Source organism: Arthrobacter globiformis, assembly GCF_046536215.2.
Taxonomy (GTDB): domain Bacteria; phylum Actinomycetota; class Actinomycetes; order Actinomycetales; family Micrococcaceae; genus Arthrobacter; species Arthrobacter globiformis_E.
The window spans coordinates 698,876-718,001 of the sequence record NZ_CM143421.1; the positions used below are offsets into that span (position 1 = coordinate 698,876).

General features: G+C 65.3%; 22 protein-coding genes and 1 pseudogene. 13 read left to right on the forward strand and 10 right to left on the reverse strand.

Going from position 1 to position 19,126, the window contains the following annotated elements; translation table 11 throughout:
* Positions 1-34 precede the first annotated feature (34 nt).
* Positions 35-778 (forward strand): GntR family transcriptional regulator, encoded by a 744-nt coding sequence (locus tag R5O87_RS03215; protein WP_410557546.1) that lies wholly within the window; start codon positions 35-37, stop codon positions 776-778.
* A 39-nt stretch (positions 779-817) separates the two neighbouring features.
* Here the strand turns inward: R5O87_RS03215 and R5O87_RS03220 are convergent, their stop codons facing one another.
* Positions 818-1,453 (reverse strand): dihydrofolate reductase family protein, encoded by a 636-nt coding sequence (locus R5O87_RS03220; RefSeq protein ID WP_410557548.1) that lies wholly within the window; start codon positions 1,451-1,453, stop codon positions 818-820.
* 205 nt (positions 1,454-1,658) lie between these two features.
* On the opposite strand from R5O87_RS03220, the gene R5O87_RS03225 reads away from it, so the two are divergent.
* On the forward strand, positions 1,659-2,972 hold the full coding sequence (locus tag R5O87_RS03225) for an aspartate aminotransferase family protein (protein ID WP_410557549.1): 1,314 nt from the start codon (positions 1,659-1,661) through the stop codon (positions 2,970-2,972).
* A 17-nt stretch (positions 2,973-2,989) separates the two neighbouring features.
* Here R5O87_RS03225 and R5O87_RS03230 read toward each other — a convergent pair whose 3' ends face one another.
* The gene (locus tag R5O87_RS03230; RefSeq protein WP_410557551.1) at positions 2,990-3,610 is read right to left on the reverse strand and encodes a dihydrofolate reductase family protein; all 621 of its coding nucleotides are present in this window, start codon (positions 3,608-3,610) and stop codon (positions 2,990-2,992) included.
* A 239-nt stretch (positions 3,611-3,849) separates the two neighbouring features.
* On the opposite strand from R5O87_RS03230, the gene R5O87_RS03235 reads away from it, so the two are divergent.
* Both R5O87_RS03235 and ftsW read left to right on the forward strand, forming a co-directional pair.
* The gene (locus R5O87_RS03235) at positions 3,850-4,338 is read left to right on the forward strand and encodes a CHAD domain-containing protein (protein WP_410557552.1); all 489 of its coding nucleotides are present in this window, start codon (positions 3,850-3,852) and stop codon (positions 4,336-4,338) included.
* A gap of 163 nt (positions 4,339-4,501) precedes the next feature.
* Positions 4,502-5,737: a putative lipid II flippase FtsW gene (gene ftsW, locus R5O87_RS03240; RefSeq protein WP_410557553.1), complete on the forward strand. Its 1,236-nt coding sequence runs from the start codon at positions 4,502-4,504 to the stop codon at positions 5,735-5,737.
* On the opposite strand, the gene R5O87_RS03245 is transcribed toward ftsW, so the two are convergent.
* Positions 5,734-7,194, reverse strand: a complete 1,461-nt coding sequence (locus tag R5O87_RS03245) for an MFS transporter (RefSeq protein ID WP_410557554.1) — start codon at positions 7,192-7,194, stop codon at positions 5,734-5,736. The two genes, ftsW and R5O87_RS03245, sit on opposite strands and share 4 nt — an antisense overlap.
* Positions 7,195-7,457: 263 nt before the next feature.
* Between R5O87_RS03245 and R5O87_RS03250 the strand changes: the two genes are divergently transcribed.
* The gene (locus tag R5O87_RS03250) at positions 7,458-7,682 is read left to right on the forward strand and encodes a hypothetical protein (protein WP_410557555.1); all 225 of its coding nucleotides are present in this window, start codon (positions 7,458-7,460) and stop codon (positions 7,680-7,682) included.
* Positions 7,683-7,708: 26 nt separating this feature from the next.
* Here R5O87_RS03250 and R5O87_RS03255 read toward each other — a convergent pair whose 3' ends face one another.
* Complete coding sequence (locus R5O87_RS03255) at positions 7,709-7,855, reverse strand: hypothetical protein (RefSeq protein ID WP_410557636.1); 147 nt, start codon at positions 7,853-7,855, stop codon at positions 7,709-7,711.
* Between the two features lie 361 nt (positions 7,856-8,216).
* Here R5O87_RS03255 and R5O87_RS03260 point away from each other — a divergent pair.
* Positions 8,217-8,360, forward strand: a pseudogene (locus R5O87_RS03260) (hypothetical protein); the annotation flags it as partial.
* Between the two features lie 119 nt (positions 8,361-8,479).
* Positions 8,480-8,779, forward strand: coding sequence for a LysR substrate-binding domain-containing protein (locus R5O87_RS03265; protein WP_462836433.1), 300 nt, complete (start codon positions 8,480-8,482; stop codon positions 8,777-8,779).
* 198 nt (positions 8,780-8,977) lie between these two features.
* Here R5O87_RS03265 and R5O87_RS03270 read toward each other — a convergent pair whose 3' ends face one another.
* From R5O87_RS03270 to R5O87_RS03280, 3 genes are all read right to left on the reverse strand, one after another.
* Complete coding sequence (locus R5O87_RS03270; protein ID WP_410557556.1) at positions 8,978-9,340, reverse strand: cupin domain-containing protein; 363 nt, start codon at positions 9,338-9,340, stop codon at positions 8,978-8,980.
* Between the two features lie 199 nt (positions 9,341-9,539).
* Positions 9,540-11,360, reverse strand: coding sequence for a glycoside hydrolase family 15 protein (locus R5O87_RS03275; RefSeq protein ID WP_410557558.1), 1,821 nt, complete (start codon positions 11,358-11,360; stop codon positions 9,540-9,542).
* 145 nt (positions 11,361-11,505) lie between these two features.
* On the reverse strand, positions 11,506-12,120 hold the full coding sequence (locus tag R5O87_RS03280; protein ID WP_410557559.1) for a carbonic anhydrase: 615 nt from the start codon (positions 12,118-12,120) through the stop codon (positions 11,506-11,508).
* Between the two features lie 139 nt (positions 12,121-12,259).
* Between R5O87_RS03280 and R5O87_RS03285 the strand changes: the two genes are divergently transcribed.
* Positions 12,260-12,931: a hypothetical protein gene (locus R5O87_RS03285; protein WP_410557560.1), complete on the forward strand. Its 672-nt coding sequence runs from the start codon at positions 12,260-12,262 to the stop codon at positions 12,929-12,931.
* Positions 12,932-13,012: 81 nt separating this feature from the next.
* Here R5O87_RS03285 and R5O87_RS03290 read toward each other — a convergent pair whose 3' ends face one another.
* Together R5O87_RS03290 and R5O87_RS03295 are read right to left on the reverse strand one after the other, a co-directional pair.
* Positions 13,013-13,288, reverse strand: a complete 276-nt coding sequence (locus R5O87_RS03290; protein ID WP_410557561.1) for a hypothetical protein — start codon at positions 13,286-13,288, stop codon at positions 13,013-13,015.
* A gap of 143 nt (positions 13,289-13,431) precedes the next feature.
* Positions 13,432-14,313, reverse strand: a complete 882-nt coding sequence (locus R5O87_RS03295) for a helix-turn-helix transcriptional regulator (RefSeq protein ID WP_410557562.1) — start codon at positions 14,311-14,313, stop codon at positions 13,432-13,434.
* Between the two features lie 102 nt (positions 14,314-14,415).
* Between R5O87_RS03295 and R5O87_RS03300 the strand changes: the two genes are divergently transcribed.
* The 3 genes from R5O87_RS03300 (at position 14,416) to R5O87_RS03310 (ending at position 17,655) form a co-directional block, all read left to right on the forward strand.
* Positions 14,416-15,303: an aldo/keto reductase gene (locus R5O87_RS03300; protein WP_410557563.1), complete on the forward strand. Its 888-nt coding sequence runs from the start codon at positions 14,416-14,418 to the stop codon at positions 15,301-15,303.
* Between the two features lie 18 nt (positions 15,304-15,321).
* Positions 15,322-16,347 (forward strand): aldo/keto reductase, encoded by a 1,026-nt coding sequence (locus tag R5O87_RS03305; RefSeq protein WP_410557564.1) that lies wholly within the window; start codon positions 15,322-15,324, stop codon positions 16,345-16,347.
* Between the two features lie 66 nt (positions 16,348-16,413).
* Positions 16,414-17,655, forward strand: coding sequence for an NAD(P)/FAD-dependent oxidoreductase (locus R5O87_RS03310; protein ID WP_410557565.1), 1,242 nt, complete (start codon positions 16,414-16,416; stop codon positions 17,653-17,655).
* Positions 17,656-17,662: 7 nt separating this feature from the next.
* On the opposite strand, the gene R5O87_RS03315 is transcribed toward R5O87_RS03310, so the two are convergent.
* On the reverse strand, positions 17,663-18,025 hold the full coding sequence (locus R5O87_RS03315; RefSeq protein WP_410557566.1) for a cupin domain-containing protein: 363 nt from the start codon (positions 18,023-18,025) through the stop codon (positions 17,663-17,665).
* A 54-nt stretch (positions 18,026-18,079) separates the two neighbouring features.
* Here R5O87_RS03315 and R5O87_RS03320 point away from each other — a divergent pair, with 54 nt between their 5' ends.
* Positions 18,080-18,472 carry a nucleotide pyrophosphohydrolase gene (locus R5O87_RS03320; RefSeq protein WP_410557567.1) on the forward strand — a complete coding sequence of 131 codons (393 nt, stop codon included), beginning with the start codon at positions 18,080-18,082 and terminating at the stop codon, positions 18,470-18,472.
* A 109-nt stretch (positions 18,473-18,581) separates the two neighbouring features.
* A complete protein-coding gene (locus R5O87_RS03325) occupies positions 18,582-19,019 on the forward strand; it encodes a CBS domain-containing protein (RefSeq protein WP_410557568.1) in 438 nt (145 codons plus the stop codon).
* Positions 19,020-19,126 lie beyond the last annotated feature (107 nt).

Consider the following 19,126-nt stretch of genomic DNA (forward strand, 5'->3'; position numbering starts at 1 on the left):
GCAAAACCGGTCCGCGCGCCATAGGATCGTTTCCATGCCAGGAAAAAAAGTCGAAGCTGCCCAAGCACCGGAGACCAGGAGGACAGGGGCTGCCGTCGCCGCCCAGTCTTCGCCGGCTTTTGCCATCACCCCCACCCTCGTGGCGGACCAGGTCTATGAGGCCCTGCGCACCGCCATCCTTACCGGGGAACTGGCAGGCGGGTCCCCGCTGCGGGTCCGGGACGTGGCCGAGATGGTGGGCACCAGCGTGATGCCGGTCAGGGAGGCCATCCGCCGGCTCGAAGAGACCGGCCTCGCCACGCGGGTGGCCGCCCACCGGGGTGCGGTCGTCCGGGAGTTCACGGTGGGGGAACTGATCCATATCTACGAGGTCAGGGCCACGCTGGAAGTGGAGGCCGCCCGGCGGGGAGCCGCGAACGTCACGGACGCCGACGTCACCCGCATGGAAGCCGCCCTGGCCCGGATGCAGAAGGCAGTTGCGGAACGCCGGGTCTGGGATGCGCTGGACGACGACGAAGACCTGCTCCGGACGCTCTACTCCGCCGGCGGCAACCCGGTCCTGGTAAATGTCATCGACTCATTGTGGCTGCAGTGCAGGCCCTACAAGGTCATCGGTGCGACGGAAGCCGTGGACCACGACGACGCCAGCCTGTGGACCCCGCAACCGGCCATTCTCGAAGCAGCACGGGCACGGGATGTGAAGGAGGCCACCAAGCTGACCAAGCAGTCCCTGGCCAGCGCCCGGCAGCGCCTCGAGAAGCGCCTCGTTCCGCACTAGGGTTTTTGCCCCCTGGCGGCCGCTTTTCCCGGAGCCGACCTACCTTGGGCCGCTGCCCGGCGGACCATCGATCACCGTGGGGACGTACTCGAGCAGCTGGAGCCGGCCGTCGAAAATCCGACTGTCCACCATCTCCAGCGAGACGTCCGGATAGCCGTCGTAGATGCGCTCCCGCCCGGTCCGGCCTGTGATCACCGGAAAGACGACCAGCCGGAATCTGTCCACCAGGCCGGCGGTCAGCAGCGACCGGCAGAGGCTGAGACTGCCAAGGGTGCTCAAAGGCCGTGATCCGGTCCGTTTCATCTCCCTTACGGCCTCGACGGCGTCGCCGGTGACCAGCTCCGAATTGGCCCATTCCAGGGGTGCCTGCAGGGTGGAGGAGAAGACCACCTTGGGCACGGCGTCGAGGCCCGTCAGGGCGGCGCCCTCGTCCCCGGAAAATCCTGAGTCCTCGGCCGCAGCTTCCCCAGACATGCTGGACATCACCCGGTAGGTGTTGGCGCCCAGCAGGAAGGTGTAGTTTTTCTTTCCCTCCTCCTCGAGCCAGGCCAGGTATTCCGGGCCCTCCAGTCCCCACCAGCCGGGCCACCCCTCGGCCGAGGCATATCCGTCCAGGGAAATGATCAGGTCGACCATCAGTTCCGCTGATGACGTTTCTGCAGTTGTCCCGCCCATGGCCGTCTCCCTGATCTGATCGATGTGATGCGGACGCCGGAACGCTCCCGCCGTCGACGCCCGTGCCGGCAATGCTATCCACGGAGCGAGCGGCCGTTCAAGGGCCCGCACCATCTGGAAACTCCCGCTGGAAGGTGCCAAGGTGAAGCCGTGGAGCGAAACGCCCGGATTCAAACAACCGGGCACGCAAGCAACGGAGGATGTCATGAATCCCGACGATCTGGTCTTCCACCCCTGGGTGGTGCAGGGGCCGCGCGAGGTGCCCACGCTGGTCGGAGGCTCAGGAAGCCACGTCGTCGATGTCGACGGACGGCGCTACCTGGACTTCAGCTCGCAGCTGGTGTTCACCAACCTCGGTCACCAGCATCCGCGAATCGTGGCCGCGATCAAGGACCAGGCAGACCGCTTGTGCACCCTCGCCCCGGGGCACGCGTCCGATGTGCGGGGCGAAGCGGCCCGGCTGATCATCGAGGTGGCACCGGAGCATCTTGGCCACGTGCTGTTCACCACCGGCGGGACCGAGGCCATCGAGCATGCAGTGCGGATGGCGCGGCTTTACACGGGACGGCCCAAGGTCCTCGCCGCCTACCGCTCCTATCACGGCTCGACCACCACATCGATCCACCTCACAGGTGACCCGCGCCGCTGGGCCTCGGACACGGGCACGGCTGGCGTTGTGCACTTCTTTGGTCCTTTCCTGTACCGCTCGGCCTTCGGCTCACAAACACCGGAGGAAGAGTCCGAGCGGGCGCTCGCCCATCTCGAGCAGGTGATCCTGCTGGAAGGCCCGGCGACGATCGCCGGCCTGGTCCTGGAATCAGTCGTGGGCAGTTCGGGGGTCATCGTGCCGCCGCCCGGCTACCTGCGCGGGGTCCGTGAGTTGTGCGACCGCCACGGCATCGTCTACATCGCCGACGAGGTGATGGTGGGCTTCTGCCGCACCGGAGCCTGGTTCGGCGTGGACCACGCAGGCGTGGCACCGGACCTGATGGCGTTCGCGAAGGGGGTCAACTCCGGGTATGTTCCGCTGGGCGGCGTCCTGGTCAGTGACGCGATCTACGAGGCATTCACCAAACGCCCTTACCCGGCGGGCATGACCTACAGCGGCCACCCGCTGGCCTGCGCGGCAGCAGTCGGCGCCATCAACGCGATGCACGAGGAAGGGACCGCGGCGGCAGCTGCCCGACTTGGCAACGATGTCCTTGGGCCGGCCCTCAGGGAGCTGGCAGGGAAGCACGAGTCCGTTGGGGATGCGCGGGGTATCGGCGGTCTCTGGACCCTGGAGCTGGTACGGAACCGGCAGACGAAAGAGCCGCTCGTCCGGGCCGGGGCAACAGCCGCTGACATCGCGCCGATGACGGCCGTCGCCAGGGCGTGCCTGGACCGGGGGCTTTTGCCGCTGGTCCAGGGCAACCGTGTCAATGTCGCCCCGCCCCTCAACGTCAGCGACGCCGATGCAGCCGAGGGCGTGGCCATCCTGGACGAGGCACTGTCCGTGGCCGACGCGTACCTGAACTAGAACCTGGGAAGTCCGGATCAGGACAGCACACGGTAGGTCACGTGCGTGACCAGGCTAGCCGCCCGCGACTTCACCTGCTCGAGCTTCAGCGGCGGCACGCCCTCAAACAGCCGCGTGCCGGCGCCGAACATCAGCGGCGCGATATGGACGCGCAGTTCGTCGATCAGTCCGGCGGCGAGGTACTGGTTGATGGTGGTGGCGCCGCCCCCGATCGCGACGTCTCCGCCGCCGGCCGCCGCGCGTGCCTGAGCCAGCGCCGATTCGATGCCGTCGGTGACGAAGTGGAACGTGGTGCCGCCGTCCATCAGCTGCGGTTCGCGGGCGTGGTGCGTGAGCACGAAGACCGGGCGGTGGAAGGGCGGGTCTTGGCCCCACCACCCGTTCCACTGCCGGTCCCACTCACCACGCACCGGGCCGAACATGTTGCGTCCCATAATGAATGCCTTGGCGGAGACGATCTGGTCAATCTCCGCCCGGTTCTCGTCGGGAGTCTTGAACATCCAGGCGTGCAGTGCATCGCCGGAGCCGTCCCCGCCGTCGTCGCCGAACGGGCGCTGCTCGGTCTGGTTGAGCCCTGCCGAGTATCCGTCGGCGGTGACGGTGATGTCGCAGACCACGCGGCCCGTGCCTTCGGTCACTGCACTACCCTCCTCACGGCGGCCTCCGCCGCCTCGCGGTGAGCTTGCTTGCAAGCATCAGCATAGACAGCCACGGCACCGCGTCCAATGGTCCTGCGTCCAGTGGCCCTGCGGATGAGAAGACCCTCACAGGCTTCTCATGGCAGTCTCAGTTCCCCGGATCACTATGAAGATATCGAAGGCGATGAAGTCATCTGGGCCTTCTTCCGGCCCGGGCATCAGGACAGTCGGGACAGAAAATGCTGAAAGCTCTGGAGAAAACCCACCACCAAGACGCATCGGTGGAGTCGTCCTTCCTTTTCGATCAGGTTGCTGCGCTGCTCCGCTACGATCCCAGCGTGCGGTCCGGCGGGCAGGACGCTTCCGCTGCCATGAGTGCCGCCGCGGGCCGGGTCTGGTCAGTCCTCGGGGACCGCAGGCTGTATAACCGGACCGCGGTGGACGGGCTGCGCGCAGAGCTGACGTGGCTCTCCGAGTCCCTGGCTCCGCTCAGCCGCTGCGCTTCGGTGCACCATCCGAGCCGGTCCAACAGCCAGGGCGCCGCCCACGGATCCGCCCACGAAGCCCACGGGTCCGCCTACGAAGCGGCCTACGACAGGGCACTGGCCGCCCTCGAATCCGCCAGGTATTTCCGGCTTGTGGCCGATCTCCAACAGCTCTGCTCCGGTCCCCCGGCCGCGCAGCCGCGGCGCAGCCTCTTCTACAGCCTGAATCTCTACCGCGGATGACAGCCGTATCCGGCAGCGCGCCCGCCTCCGGCAATGCACCGGAGCCCGGAAAAGCACGGCATCCCGCCTGACAGGACGTATGATTTCTCCCCGGTGGGTTTCTCCTTCCCGGAATGGCCCGGAGCAGGGCCGGACCCGTGGGAAGGAAACAAGTGATGGCCAAATGACCGTAAAACTTCCGTCGGGCACGGTGACGGGTCGCGGCGACATCCTGCTCCGCATCGGGCGCTGGCTCGGTGATGAGTCCGGGGACCGCACCCGGCCGGTCATCCTGGCAGTCGTGCTGGTCCTGGCAGCCCTCGGCCTCATCGAAGTGGCGTCCGCGTCGTCAGTGGAGTCCGTGGCGGCAGGGAAAAACCCGTACGACCTTCCCCTGAAGCAGGCCATGTGGACGGCAGCCGGGATAGCCATCATGTTCGGGCTGGCACGCCTCCGGACCCGGCACATCCGCTGGCTCGCGTGGCCGCTCCTAGGGGCCGCCGTCGTAGCCCTCGGCCTGGTGTTCACACCCCTGGGCATGACCGTGAACGGCAACCGGAACTGGCTGGGCTTCGGCGGTTTCACGGTCCAGCCTTCCGAGTTCGCCAAGCTCGCCCTCATCGTCTGGGCGGCGGCCGTCCTGTCCCGCAAGCAGGCACTCCTGCACCAGTCGAAGCATGCCATCGTCCCGTTGCTGCTGCCGACCGGCGCCATCATCATCGGGCTCGTCGCCTTCGGCCATGACCTGGGCACCGCCATGATCATCATGATGATCCTCGCCGCCACCATGTTTTACGGCGGCGTGCGGATGAAGGTCTTCGGTGTTGCGGGCACCGCCGGCGTGGCGCTGGCCCTCGTCCTGGCCGCCACCAGCGGCAACCGCGTGTCCCGAATCTCGTCCTGGCTCGGAGCAGGTGCGGCCGACGATTCCGAGGGAGTCGGCTACCAGGCGCTGCACGGCCAGTACGCCCTGGCCTCCGGCGGCTGGTTCGGCGTCGGCCTGGGGCAAAGCCGGCAAAAATGGAACTGGATCCCCGAAGCCCACAATGACTTCATCTTCACGATCCTCGGCGAGGAACTCGGCCTGGCCGGAACCCTCCTGGTGCTCGTGCTGTTTACGGTCCTCGGCATCGCAGTGTTCAAGGTCATTGCCCGGACCCAGGACACGTTTGCCCGCATTGTCTCCTCCAGCGTGATCACGTGGATCATCGGCCAGGCCGTCGTGAACATCGCCATGGTCACTGGCCTGCTTCCGGTCATTGGCGTGCCCCTGCCGTTCATCTCCTACGGCGGCTCAGCGATGATCTCTTCCCTCGCCGGAGTCGGGATGATCCTGGCCGTCACCCGTCCGCAGCCGGTTCAGGCTGTTCGGCCGAAGAGGCAGCGGCTGGCGGCGACCGCGGGCCGAGTCCGGCCTTAGTCCTGCGCGGCCGCCGCGCCGGCCTTGGCGGCCGCGCCGGGAGTGGTGCTCTTGCTGCTCGCCGCGGGCATCGCGACTACGGCAATCACGGTGAGTACTGCGGTGACCAGAACGGCGATGAACACAGCGGTCGACGCCGACACGATGGTCTGCGGATCGGTGATGCCGCCGGGGGCACCGGCGTAGATCGCATTGGCCACCGCACCGAATACGGCGACGCCGATGGAGCTGCCGATCGAGCGCGCAAAGAGATTGGTTCCGGTGACCACGCCGCGCTCATTCCATTCGACGCTTGACTGGGCGGCGATGAGGCTCGGGGTCGCCACCAGCCCCAGGCCAAGTCCGACGACGAAGCAGCCTGCCGCTGCCACCAGAATGTTGGGTGCCGGGGCAGTCAGGGCCAGAACGGCTGTCCCGATGACCGTGACCGTGACACCGATCAGGGCGGTCCTCCGGAACCCGATGCGCAGATAGAACCGGCCGGCCTGGGACGCGCTGATCGGCCAGCCGATGGTCAATGCCGCCAAGGCGAGCCCGGCCAGAATCGGCGAGGTCCTGAGGGCTCCTTCGAGGAACGTGGGGACATATGAGGTGAGGCCAAGCATGACGGCGCCGACGCCGAAGGAGATCATCGCCGTCGTCGCGAGCAGCCGCCGGGACACGACCCACGGCGGCAGGACCGGCTCCGCGGCCTTCCGCTCGACGAGCACGAAAACAGCGAACAGGAGCGCCCCGACGGCAAAGACAGCGATGCTGGCCGGAGAGTTCCAGGCCCATGCCTGCCCACCCTCGAGGGCCCCAAGGATGAGCAGGCTGAGCGAGACTGTCAGCAGGGCCGCCCCCAGATAGTCCACCCGGTGCTTCGCGCGCTCGACGTTCTCGTGGAACGTCCGGACCAGCATCCAGCCTGCCAGGAGGCAGAGGGGAATGTTCACGAGGAAGATCCCGCGCCAGATGCCCAGCGAGGAGAACACACCCCCGAGCGTCGGTCCAACAACAGAGGAGACCGCCCACACGCTGGCAAGGTAGCCCTGCACCTTGGCCCGCTCGGCCAGCGAGTAGATATCCCCGGCGATGGTGATCGCCACCGGCTGGACAGCTCCGGCGCCAAGGCCCTGCAGCACGCGGAACGCGATCAGGGCGGGCATGCTCCAGGCCACGCCGCACAGGATCGAAGCGAGCAGGAACAGGCCGATACCGGTGAGGATGATCGGCTTGCGGCCGACGACGTCCGAGAGTTTCGCGTAGACGGGCACCGAGACGGCCTGCGCCAGCAGATAAGCCGAGAAAAGCCACGGAAACGACGTGAATCCGCCAACGTCATCGACGATCGAAGGTACCGCCGTCGCAACGATGGTCGAATCGATCGCCACGAGGCCCGTCGAGAGCATCAGGGCGATGAGGATGGGTCCCCGCCGGGAACGGAATCCGACTCCTTCGGCAGCCGTCGTCGTCATTTAATCTCATTCCCGTCGTCATTCAAGTGCGGCGCGTACGGCGCAGCCCGGCCTGCCCCCAAGTTCCAGCCCCCAGCCCTTTGTGCATAACTGCGCCGGCCGCCGAATTAGTCCCGCCTCCCGGGTGACCGGCGCCACGTCCTTTATCAAAACTTGGGCGAAACCTGTCCAAATCTGGACTGTTGCCTGACCGATTCTTGAGCCCGCGGCGGCAAAGTCGGTAATGGCAAAGCCAATGCATGGGACGAAGGAAGGGCAGGGCCATGAACACCAGGACTGTACTCACCAGTCAGCATACCGACAGCCACTGGACCGCCGATGACGTCAGGGAGAAGCTTGGCCGGGACCTGGAATCCGATCCCGGCCTCGCCGAATTCCTCGCCGCCGCCCCCACCATGGCCCGCGCCCTCAAGGCCGTCCTGAACCTGGACCTGGGCGAACTGGCCGAGCGGCTGGTCCGGGCTGAGATCAGCGCCATTCTGCACTGACCGGGTCGGCCAGCCCGGCACGGCTCCTACGCGGTGAGCTCCAGTACAGTCCTGGCGAGGACGTTGATGCCTGCCGCGCAATCGTCGGGAGTCGAGTATTCGCGGGGGTTGTGGCTAATCCCGTCGTACTGGCCGCGGATGAAGACCATGGCTGTTAGCGTGATGGCAGCCATTTCCTGGGCATCATGCCCGGCCCCGGACATGAGCCTCATGGTTTTCGTGTCCCAGTTCCCCGGCTGCGGACGCGATGGCCGACTGGATCTCCTCGCTGAAGGGAACGGCATTGGTTTTGGCCATCCTTTTCGTTTCAACGCGCAGGCCGGGCTGCGCCTGCGGAAGCCCGGCCAGGAAAGCCTCCAGATCGGCTTCCGCCTCTGCCATCAGTGCGTTATCGGGGTTGCGAAGGTCAACGGTGATCTCTGCCAGGTCCGGAACCACGCTGGAGATCCTTGGTGCCTCATGGGCAGTATGCCGTGCCCTCTGGGCCTCGAAATCGCCGCCTTCCAGTCGGCCGCCATGACCTTGGTCCCCCAGATGATCAAGGACCTCCGGGACCGGCATCCCCAACTGACCATCGAGTTCCATCAGGGCGAGCCCGAGAAGACACTGCCCGCACTGCAGTCCGCCGGATACGACCTCGTCATCACCGAGTCGTATCCCGGCATTCCTGTGCAATCGACGCCGGGGATCAGCTTCACCGAGCTCTTCGACGACCCGCTGTGGCTGGCGACGGACGCTTCCACCGCTGATTCCCTCGATCACCGGCAAAGCATCATTCCGCCCCGTGGACCTGGGTCATCAATGAATGCCGGAAGGCCGGCTTCGACCCCAGGATCATCTGCTCCACCGAGGACCTCGCCGTCCAGCTGCGCTTCGTGGAAACCGGCGCCGGGGTGGCCGTCCTGCCCGGGCTGGCCCTGCATGAAGCTGCATCCAACGTCCGGATGTTCCCCACCGCGCCGGGCATCCAGAACCGGAAAGTGCTGCTCGCCTGCCGGGAGGCGGCCCGGGACCGGCCCGCCATCCGCCCTGCCACGTCCTCCGCGGAGCGGGCCAGCGCCGCCTACGCCACCCGCCCTGCGCCGGCCACCAGCTGATCGATGGGCACGATTGACGGCAAAACAAATAGAGCGGGCTCCCCAGGGTGGCAGTGGCTACCGAATGTCCGTATGCCTCGCTTAGTCCCCCCGGTTGAGAGACACGGAAGATCCGGTAACCACTGCCCCGATGGGGAGCCCGCTCACGATTTCAGCCTGTCAGGCCAGGTATGCGCGCCGGGCCTTCACCGGCAGCTGTTAGGAATTGAAGATCACAAAGAACTTGCGGATCCGTTCCTGGATCTCCCAGGTTCCCTGCCAGCCGATGGGGAAGAAGCCCGCAGTTCCGGCTTCCAGAGTGACCGGTTGCCCGCCGTCCTCGGTAACAACCATGCGTCCTTCAAGGACGTGGATGACTTCACCGCGCTCCAGGAACTCCCACCGGGAGAGGCCCGGTTCGGCTTCCCAGACTCCGGAGAGGATGCGGGAGTCGTCGCTAGTGAAGGGTACGGCGATTCGCGTCTGAATCTCGTCGCCCAGCACCTCTGCCAGGGGAGGTCCGAGCGGGGCTTCGTCGAGTTTCCCCTGGAAGAGAGCGGTGGGCTGGAAGGTTTTGCTCATTGGGTCTGCCTTTCTGCTGTACTCACCGTGTCGGCAACGGCGAAGTCCTGGTTCACCCCTCCCCGAGGGGTGGGCCTGACTCCATCATTCGTGGGTCGACAGGCAGATAAAACACCTATTCTGGATGGTTTTAACTACCCTTTTGGGCTGGTCGCTTTTCCCGGCCGCCAGACGGGGGTTCTCCAAGAAGAGCGCTGAGTCAGATTTTGGCTTCGGTTGCCAGGCTCAGGAGGTCCACGCCGTGCATGGCGTCCGCTGCCCGGACCAGCGCCAGGTGCGAGAACGCCTGCGGGAAATTGCCGGCCATCCGGTCTTCCTTCGTGGCGTACTCTTCGCTGAGCAGGCCAAGTTCATTGGAGAAGCCCACCAGCTTGTCCATGAGGTTCCTCGCCTCGAACTTGCGGCCCGTGCGGGCGTACTGCTCTACCAGCCAAAAGGAACACGCAAGGAAGGGGTGCTCCCCCGGGTCCAGCCCGTCGACGCCGGTCTCGGTGCGGTACCGCAACAACAGACCGTCGTCGGTGAGGAGTTCCTCCTCCAGCCGCGCAACCGTCCCCAGCATGCGGTTGTCGTCGTAGGGAAGAAACCCGATCTGGGGCATGACGAGCAGGGCCGCATCCGTCTGGCCTCCGCCGTAGGTCTGAGTGAAGGAATTGAGCTCCGGATCGAATCCTTCGCGAAGAATTTCGGCCCGTAGCCTCTCGCGAAGCTGCTCCCAGTGATCTGCAGGTCCTTCCAGCCCATGGTTCCGGACTGCGCGTATTCCGCAGTCGAAGGCAGCCCACATCATCACCCGTGAGTGTGTAAAGAACTGCGGGTCGCCCCGCATTTCCCACAGGCCAAAGTCTTTGTCCTCGATGTGCTTCTCAACGTAGCCGAGCAGGATTTGCTGCAGTGCCCAGGAGAAGTGGTCTTCCTTGCCGCCAGCCAGACGGAGTCTTTCAAGGGCGACCATCACTTCGCCTACGACGTCGGCCTGGAACTGGGCGACCGCAGCGTTACCGATGCGCACGGGCCGTGAGTCCTGGTAACCGGGCAGATGGTCCAGGACGCTCTCCGGCAAGTCACGTTCGCCCCCGATGCCATACATGATCTGCAGATCCTCCGGCTCGCCGGCGAGGGCACGAAGCAGCCAGTTACGCCACTGGAGGGCTTCGGTTTCATAGCCGTGGGTCAGCATGGACTCCAGGGTCAAGGCAGCGTCACGTAACCAGCAGAAGCGGTAGTCCCAGTTCCGCGGTCCCCCGAACTCCTCCGGCAAGGAGGTGGTGGGCGCGGCAACGATGCCGCCGGTCTCGTAATTCGTCAGCGCCCGCAGGACCAGCAGGGAACGCTTCACCGCGCCCCCGTAGGGACCGTCGGAGCGGCAGTGGCTTCCCCACCGTGTCCAGTAATCGATGGACTGTTCAAGTGCGGCGTCGACGTCCACCGCCGGAGGGACAGGCCGGTGTGAAGGAAACCACGTCAGTTCAAAGTCGACAACCTCGCCCTCCGCTACGTCGAATTCGCCGGAGTGCCCATGCGCGTGGGCCTCAGGCAGGTGCGGCGCCCGCAGCGCAACGGCATCCGGGCCGGCCATGGCCAAAAGCACCATGCCGCCGGGTGCTGCGCCGTCCTGGACTCGCCTGGACCAGGGCACCACCGTGCCGTACCGCGGGCGGATGATGAGTTCCTGACACATCTCGACCCGCCCCTCCAGTCCGGTGACCCGGCGCAGAATCGACGAACCGGTGTGCCCCACCGGCATGAAGTCCGTGACCTGGGCAAGTCCCGTGGGCGTCTTCCAGACCGTTTCCAACACAAATGTTGAGTCGACGTAGTGCCGCTCCACGACGGCTGCTTCGGCTTGGCGGGGAGCCAGGAGCCAGCGGCCGTGGCTCTCGACTCCAAGCAGGGAACTGAACAGCGACGGCGAATCGAACCGCGGGAAGCAAAGCCAGTCAATGCTCCCATTCCTCGAGATCAGAGGCCCGGTTTGCAGATCCGACAGCAGCGCGTAGTCCTCAATGGGAGCAGCCATGGCTTTACTAAAGCACAACTGGCTTGTCCACGTCAGGCCGCTGGCGGAAAAGTTGCCCTGGCGGGAATCAGACCCCGAGGAACATATGTCTGGCCCCGCAAACCGCAAAGGACCGGATATCTGCGTAAGTGAGACTCGCAGGCTTTTAGAGGACGCCCGACGTAGATACGAGCTGCGCCCGGCCTTCATCGAGCCGGTATGCGACGCCGACGACCGCGGCGGAGTAGTTGTCCACGGCATCGTAGATGGTCCGTGAACTGTCCAGCAGCCGGCGCACCGTCTGCTTGGCGTGCTCGACCACCATGTCGTTGATGTCGGTTTTGTGCTCACGCAGCGCGCTCAGCACCGATGGTGTGATCCGTTCCACCAGGTCGCGGATGTGGCCATGCGGCACCTCTGCGGTTTCCACCGCTTCCTTTGCGGCGGTGACAGCACCGCAGTTGTCGTGTCCGAGGACGACGATCAGCGGTACGTGGAGCACCGAGACGGCGTATTCGAGTGAGCCGAGAACGGCGTCATCGATGACATGCCCGGCCGTCCGCACGACGAAGACGTCGCCAAGGCCGACATCGAAAATGATCTCCGCAGCCAGACGGGAGTCCGCGCAGCCAAAAATGACGGCGAACGGATTTTGGGCGTGCACCAGTTCGCTGCGCCGGGAGGCGTTCTGGTTCGGGTGCTTCGAATCCCCCGTGACGAAGCGTTCATTGCCTTCAAGCAGGCGCTGCCATGCGTCGTACGGGCTGATTCTATTCGTCACCCTGCTTACCTTACGGGCGTCCTGCCCCGCGCAGCGGGCGAATTTCGTTCCTCTGACGGTAACCCCTGGCGGAGTCCCGGAAACCTAGTTGTCGAGCGGGCAGTTCAGCCCGCCGTCACAGAAACCGGGGGTACAGAAAATGAATGCACAGCGCAGCGGCTTCTTTACGGCCGTCGTCACGGCAGGTATTGCCGCCAGCCTCGTGCTTGGCGGATGCGGGTCGCATACAGGAACCAACCCTGCCGCCGACAAGGTGCCCGTATCAGTGGTGGCAGCCTCGTCGAAGAAGCATGCAGATCCGGAACTGAAGACCTTCACATTTCCCGACGGACTCATCTCGTTCGCCTATCCGGCGACGTGGACGGTGCGGACCGTGCTCCCCCCTGCCGGCGTTCCCGGTGTTGAAGCGATCGTCGCTGACAATGCCGGCAACGATCTGCTGTCCGTGGGCAATGGATTCACCGCTGGTTGTACCGGCGGTCCCGTGTCGCGTCGTGTACTCGACCAGGCAACCGTTCCGGGAATGACCGCATCGGATGGCACGGTGCCTGTTTTCGGGTTCGCCGCGGAAAGCTACGGGAACGGTAATGGAACTGCCTACATAATGGGGCTGACCGATCACCGGTCACTCGAGGAAGGCGGGGACGTCGCATCATGGTGCAATCTCGTGCCAACAGGCAACGGCGGCTTGAGCACCCGTGTTCTTTTCACCGAACCGGGTTTCCTGAACGCGGGCGCAGCCAGGGCGTGGATGGCCACAGACCAGTACGCCCAGCTCAAGGCTCTGCTGGTAAGCCTGACGTACGCCTGAGGCGGCCCCTGGTGCGCACCTGCTCCTGAGTGTCCACACAAAAGCCCCGGACGCACGGTCCGGGGCTTTTCCGAGATTCAGTTAGCGCTGGATGCTGACCACAAGATCCAGGTGGATGTCGACGTCGGCCACAAGGCGGTCCTGGAGGTAGCGGGCAAGACTCGCGTCTGTGGCGGTGTGATCGCTTTGCGGGATGGCTCCACGGAGAAGCGCCTTGGTGTTGGTGGACTTCACAACGTCCAACGGCGCCCAACTGCGGTGGCTGGAGGTGAGGCGTTCCAAGTCGGTGCGGAAGGAGCGCGAACGGTCGTCGCCGGCTGTGGCGCACATGGTGAACGGGATGAAAGCGGTGGGCAAAAAGTGTCCTTTCACGGGCAACCGGTGGTCGGGGCCCGTCTGGTGAAAGCTACTTGGGGACACTGTTATTCCTGTCCGGGCGGATAAGAGTCGAAGGTCACGGTCCGGCGGCGCCGACGATCAGCATTGTGGAGGTGCGCTGTTTATTTCTTCTCCTCGACGGGCACTTCTGCCGCGGCCCGTTGGGTGGCGGCCCAGCTGGCCAGGACTTTCAGCGCATCCTCGGACGGGGTCGCGGGCTCGGCCGTGTACACGTTGATCCGCAGCCCGGGATCAGCGGGGAGCTCGAGCGCTTCGAAGCTCAGGTCCAGGTCCCCGACGACCGGGTGGTGGAGCCGTTTGCGGCCGGTGCGGTGGTACTTCACGTCGTGCCTGGCCCAGCGGGTGCGGAACTCCTCGCTGCGTGTGGAGAGCTCACCGATCAGGTCTGTGAGGTCCTTGTCGTAGGGGTTTTTCCCGGCGGTGGACCTCAGGACAGCGACGATGTCATCCGCACTCCGTTCCCAGTCGGCAAAGAATTCCCGTGCCTTCGGGTTCAGGAAGGTGAACCGCGCGCTGTTCGGCGGGGTGACCTGCTCGGCCATCAGGTCCATGTAAAGAGCGCTTCCGAGCTCGTTGGAGGCCAGGACGTCCCCGCGGTCGTTGCGGACCCAGGCAGGGGCCGTGGTGATCGCGTCGAGAACGCGCTGCAGGCTGGGCCGGACTGTCTGCGGGCTGCTCCTGCGCCGCACACGGGGAGATGCGGTGGCGGCACGGGCGAGGTCGAAAAGGTGAGCCGTTTCGGCGTCGTCGAGCTTCAACGCCCGGGCGAGTGCCTCAATGACGCTGTCCGACGCGCCGGAGAGGTTTCCGCGCTCCAGACGTATGTAGTAGTCGATGCTCATCCCGGCGAGCAGCGCAACTTCCTCGCGGCGCAGGCCCGCGACGCGTCGGTTGCCGCCGTAGGCGGGCAGGCCGGCCTGCTCGGGCGTGATCCGGGCACGGCGGGAGCTCAGGAACTTCCGCACGTCGTCGCTGTGTGTCATGGGGCCAACGCTACGCGGCAGTCGTTACTCGCGGGAGGCACTGGCATTACTTGGAACAGCAGGAACTCCCGGCCGCGCGCAGATCACGGTTGCATTGAAAACATGAAACCGGAACTCAAACTCAACAACGGCGTCACGATGCCCGCCCTTGGACTCGGTGTCTTCCAGAGTCCGCCGGAGGATACGACGGCGGCAGTCGAGGCCGCGCTCGCGGCCGGCTACCGGCTCATCGACACGGCGGCCGCGTACGGCAATGAACGGGAGGTCGGCGAAGGGATCCGGCGCTCCGGCGCCGACCGTCGGGAGGTGTTCATCGAAACCAAAGTCTGGGTCAGCGACTATGGCTACGACCAAACGCTGCACGCCTGGGAAAAGGCAGCGGCCAAGCTCGGCGTCGACTACCTTGACCTACTCATCCTGCACCAGCCCGCCCCGGACCGGTTCAACAAGACCATCGCCGCCTACAAGGCGCTGGAGACCCTCCTCAGCGACGGGCGGGTCCGGGCAATCGGCGTCAGCAACTTCATGCCGCACCACCTCGAGCAGCTGCTCGCCGCGACCGATGTGGTCCCGGCAGTGAACCAGATCGAACTGCACCCGTACTTCACCCAACCGGATGTCCAGTCTGCCGACGCCGTAAACGGCATCCTCACCCAGGCCTGGTCACCGATCGGCGGCATCACCTTCTACCCCGGCTGGGGCGAGGACCGCCGGAACGTGATGGAAGACCCTGCGATCGCCGCCATCGGAAACGCACACGGCAAGACCGCCGCCCAGGTCATGCTGCGCTGGCACCTGCAGCAGGGCCGCGCAGCCATCCCCAAATCGACCAACCCGGCACGCATCGCCGAAAACTTCGACGTCTTCGACTTCGAGCTCAGCACACAGGAGCTCGCCGCCATCGATGCCCTCGACGCCGGCGTCCGCAACGGACCCGATCCGGACGAAGCCCGCGAGGAGCGCTTCGCCATGGTCATCCCAGAAGCCTGATCAGAGAGAAGAAGCCAGATGGAATACCGTCCCCTTGGCCGCACCGGCGTGCAAGTCAGTCCCTTATGCCTCGGCGCGATGATGTTCGGCCCCTGGGGCAACGACGACCGAGCCGACAGCACCCGCATCATCCACCGCGCCCTCGACGCCGGCATCAACTTCATCGACACGGCCGACGTCTACTCAGGAGGAGTGTCCGAGGAGATCGTCGGGGACGCGCTGGCCGGGCGCCGCGACGACGTCTTCCTCGCCACGAAGTTCTTCATGCCCATGAGCGAGGACGATCCCAACCAGCGCGGCGGATCCCGCCGCTGGATCATTCGCGAGGTGGAAAACTCCCTCCGCCGCCTGAACACAGACTACATCGACCTCTACCAGGTCCACCGCCCCAGCCCGGACACCGACGTCGAGGAGACCCTCGGCGCCCTGACCGACCTCGTCCGCCAGGGCAAAGTGCGGTACCTCGGCTCGTCGTCGTACTCCGGATCGCAAATCGTGGAAGCCCAGTGGGCGTCCCGGGAACGCAATCTGGAACGGTTCGTCACCGAGCAGCCGCCGTACTCGGTCCTGGTGCGAGGCATCGAGGAGGACATCCTCCCCACGGTGCAGCGCCACGGCATGGGCACATTGACCTACAGCCCGCTCGGCGGCGGCTGGCTGTCCGGGCGCTGGCGGAAAGACTCCGCGTCCGCACCGACATCGTCGGCCCGCCCCAGCGCCCGCTTCGACATGTCCAGCCCGGCCAACCAGCGCAAGCTCGACATCGTCGAGGAACTCGCCCGGCTGGCCGAGGAGGCGGGACTGAGCCTCATCGAGCTGGCGATCTCCTTTGTCATCAACCATCCGGGCGTCACTTCCGCGATCGTCGGGCCCCGGACCATGGACCAGCTGGAGTCCTACCTCCCGGCGGCCGGCATCACCCTGTCCGCCGACGTCCTGGACCGCATCGACAGGATCACGGCACCCGGCGTGACCGTCAACCCCGAGGACAACAGCTACGGGGCCCACGAGCTCGCCGCACGGGCACGGCGGAGGAACCCTTAAGGATGGATGGTCCAGAACCGGAATCCTGCCCTGTTGCGCCGTTGCCTGGCAGGGTATGTTGCACGAATGGACGATACATATCAGGTGATCGTGGTCGGCGGCGGGTTCGCCGGCATGACAGCAGCCGAGCAGCTCGGGCGCAAAGGCGTCCGGGTGCTCCTCATCGACGCGAACAACTACCACCAGTTCCAGCCCCTCCTCTACCAGGTCGCCGCTTCGCAGATCGGCGTGTCCGCTGTGGCCCGGCCGCTGCGGTCGGTGTTCCGCGGCACCAAAACTGTCCGGGTCCTCACCGCGGAGGTGACGGCGATCGACTCCGCCACCCGCACCGTCACCACCGTCGACGGCTCCCGCTACCAGGCGAAGATCCTGGTCATTGCGGCGGGTGCGGTACCGAACTTCTTCGACACTCCCGGCGCCGAAGAACATGCCTACCCGCTGTACTCAGTGGCCGACGCCACCCGCCTCAGCACTGCCCTCACGACGGCCCTGGACCACGCGGACCGTGCGAACTCCGGCCGGGCAGACGTGGTCGTGGTAGGCGGCGGCCCCACCGGGGTCGAGACAGCCGGTGCCCTCTCGGAGAACATCAAGTACCTAGTTCCAAAGTACTTTTCGCCCGCGCTGGCAGCTCGGTGCCGAGTCCATCTTGTGGACATGGTGCCGAACGTGCTCATGCCCTTCTCTGCCAAGTCGCAGGCGTACACCCGTGACCGGCTGATAAAGCTCGGCGTTCAGCTGCACATGGGCCAGGGTGTCACAGAGGTGCGGGCCGACGGCGTGACCCTGGCGGACGGGACCACCATTCCTGCGCAGATCGTCGTGTGGGCAGGCGGCCTGAAGGCCGGAAAAGTCATTGCCGAATCCGGCCTGCCGCAGGGGAAAGGCGGACGCATCGACGTGCTGCCGGACCTGACTGCGCCCGGCGCCGAGGGCGTCTATGTCCTGGGCGACTCGGCCAACATTACGGACGCCACCGGCGCCAAACTGCCCCAGCTCGGCTCAGTCGCCGAGCAGTCCGGGAAATGGGCGGCCCGCAACATCCACGCTGACCTGACCGGCGGCACGCGGCAGCCCTTCGCCTACTGGGACAAGGGCTACATGGCCATGGTCGGCCGAGGGGCAGCAGTCGCCGAACTCGGCCGCAAACGCATCCAGCTCCAAGGACCGCTGGCGTTCCTCTCCTGGCTTGGGGTTCACCTTGCGCTGCTCCCCGGCACCCAGCAGAAAATCCGGGCCCTTTCCTCCTGGCTCACTGGGTACGTCACGCACAGCCCGTCACACGTCGTCGTCGGGAGGCCCGACTAGGCGCCTGCTAGACGGCGATGGTGATGTACTGCTTCCTGAAGTGCTCGTGAATCTCCCAGATGCCGCTCCAGCCGTTCGGGATCAGCACCATGTCGCCGGCTTCGTGGTCCACGCGTTCGCCGGTGTCGGAGACGAGGGTCCCTTTGCCCTCAAGCACTAGGATGACCTCATTCACACCGTCGCGGGCGGTCTTAAAGCTGCCCGGCGAGCATTCCCAGAATCCGAGGTCCACTTTGCTGGCGTTGACCGTCAAGGTGCTATCGGTTGCATCCTTTGGCTCGGTGCCGTTAATGGCCGTTGGCTTGAGTACCAGGTCAGCGAAGGAAAGGGTCTCCAGTGAGCGGAGTACTTTCACTTGTACGCTCGTCATGTGCTTCCTCATCGTGGTGTCTGCGGCGTCATGTTCGCGCCTTAGGCTGGCTCCATGAGTATCGAGTCTTTGACGGCCCAGTTGCGGGACTTCGCGCAGGACCGCGATTGGGAGCAGTTCCACAGCCCCAAGAACCTGACCATGGCCCTGAGCGGCGAGGCAGGCGAACTGCTGTCGCTATTTCAGTGGCTCCGGGAAGAGCAGCTGGGCGAATGGTTCAATGAGCCGCCCAACAGGACTGCGGTGGAGCATGAGATGGCCGACGTCTTCGGTTACCTCCTGCGGCTCGCCGACGTGCTGGACGTCGACCTCGAAGCTGCGCTCCGGGCCAAAATCGACCTGAACGAACAGAAATACCCAGTCGAACTCGCCCGCGGCAATGCCCTGAAGTACACAGTTCTGGCCGGCAGGGGTGCAGCGGGGGGCCAGCCACGCACTCATCCCTGAAGGTTCCGAACCGCCGTCGACACCGCACCGGCCCCGGCGTAGGCTGGCACCATCGGCGCATCTGCCCGGTGACTCTTGCGTCGACACCCCAATCGATGAAGGAGGACCAATGAGTGCTGTACGTGAATTCATGACTACGGATGCACAGTGCATAAAGGAGAACCAGTCCCTCGCCGATGCAGCACGGATGATGCTGGACCTGGACTGCGGATCGTTACCGATCTGTGGTGACGACGGCAAGTTGAAGGGCATGATCACTGACCGGGACATCGTGCTTAAGTGCGTGGCCGCAGGCCGCGATCCCCGGGAAATGATGGCCCGCGACCTCGCCACGGGCAAGCCGTACTGGATCGACGCCGACGTGAACGTTGACGCGGCCATCGAAATGATGGAGAGGTACCAGGTCCGGCGGCTCCCGGTCATCGCTGACCACAAGCTGGTTGGCATCATCAGCCAGGGCGACATCGCACGCAACTACTCGGAGGACCGTGTGGGCGAACTGGTGGAGCACATTTCCGAGCGCACACGAATGCAGCCGAGCAGCTAATAAAGTCAAGCCATTCATGGGCAACCCAGCGCCACGGAATACGCCCGTGGCGCTACTTTTGTGCCCCTGAATCGCCTTATCCGTCTTTGCCGGCGTGCACCAGGAGG

What these genes read in the sequence shown, in the direction of transcription:
- R5O87_RS03215 (WP_410557546.1), top strand. Translation starts at nt 35, where the DNA reads ATGCCAGGAAAAAAAGTCGAAGCTGCCCAAGCACCGGAGACCAGGAGG.
- R5O87_RS03310 (WP_410557565.1), top strand. Translation starts at nt 16,414, where the DNA reads ATGGACGATACATATCAGGTGATCGTGGTCGGCGGCGGGTTCGCCGGC.
- R5O87_RS03325 (WP_410557568.1), top strand. Translation starts at nt 18,582, where the DNA reads ATGAGTGCTGTACGTGAATTCATGACTACGGATGCACAGTGCATAAAG.
- R5O87_RS03275 (WP_410557558.1), bottom strand. Translation starts at nt 11,360, where the DNA reads ATGGCTGCTCCCATTGAGGACTACGCGCTGCTGTCGGATCTGCAAACC.
- R5O87_RS03220 (WP_410557548.1), bottom strand. Translation starts at nt 1,453, where the DNA reads ATGGGCGGGACAACTGCAGAAACGTCATCAGCGGAACTGATGGTCGAC.
- R5O87_RS03245 (WP_410557554.1), bottom strand. Translation starts at nt 7,194, where the DNA reads ATGACGACGACGGCTGCCGAAGGAGTCGGATTCCGTTCCCGGCGGGGA.
- R5O87_RS03305 (WP_410557564.1), top strand. Translation starts at nt 15,322, where the DNA reads ATGGAATACCGTCCCCTTGGCCGCACCGGCGTGCAAGTCAGTCCCTTA.
- R5O87_RS03250 (WP_410557555.1), top strand. Translation starts at nt 7,458, where the DNA reads ATGAACACCAGGACTGTACTCACCAGTCAGCATACCGACAGCCACTGG.
- ftsW (WP_410557553.1), top strand. Translation starts at nt 4,502, where the DNA reads ATGACCGTAAAACTTCCGTCGGGCACGGTGACGGGTCGCGGCGACATC.
- R5O87_RS03235 (WP_410557552.1), top strand. Translation starts at nt 3,850, where the DNA reads ATGCTGAAAGCTCTGGAGAAAACCCACCACCAAGACGCATCGGTGGAG.
- R5O87_RS03255 (WP_410557636.1), bottom strand. Translation starts at nt 7,855, where the DNA reads ATGGCTGCCATCACGCTAACAGCCATGGTCTTCATCCGCGGCCAGTAC.
- R5O87_RS03225 (WP_410557549.1), top strand. Translation starts at nt 1,659, where the DNA reads ATGAATCCCGACGATCTGGTCTTCCACCCCTGGGTGGTGCAGGGGCCG.
- R5O87_RS03295 (WP_410557562.1), bottom strand. Translation starts at nt 14,313, where the DNA reads ATGACACACAGCGACGACGTGCGGAAGTTCCTGAGCTCCCGCCGTGCC.
- R5O87_RS03300 (WP_410557563.1), top strand. Translation starts at nt 14,416, where the DNA reads ATGAAACCGGAACTCAAACTCAACAACGGCGTCACGATGCCCGCCCTT.
- R5O87_RS03315 (WP_410557566.1), bottom strand. Translation starts at nt 18,025, where the DNA reads ATGACGAGCGTACAAGTGAAAGTACTCCGCTCACTGGAGACCCTTTCC.
- R5O87_RS03320 (WP_410557567.1), top strand. Translation starts at nt 18,080, where the DNA reads ATGAGTATCGAGTCTTTGACGGCCCAGTTGCGGGACTTCGCGCAGGAC.
- R5O87_RS03285 (WP_410557560.1), top strand. Translation starts at nt 12,260, where the DNA reads ATGAATGCACAGCGCAGCGGCTTCTTTACGGCCGTCGTCACGGCAGGT.
- R5O87_RS03270 (WP_410557556.1), bottom strand. Translation starts at nt 9,340, where the DNA reads ATGAGCAAAACCTTCCAGCCCACCGCTCTCTTCCAGGGGAAACTCGAC.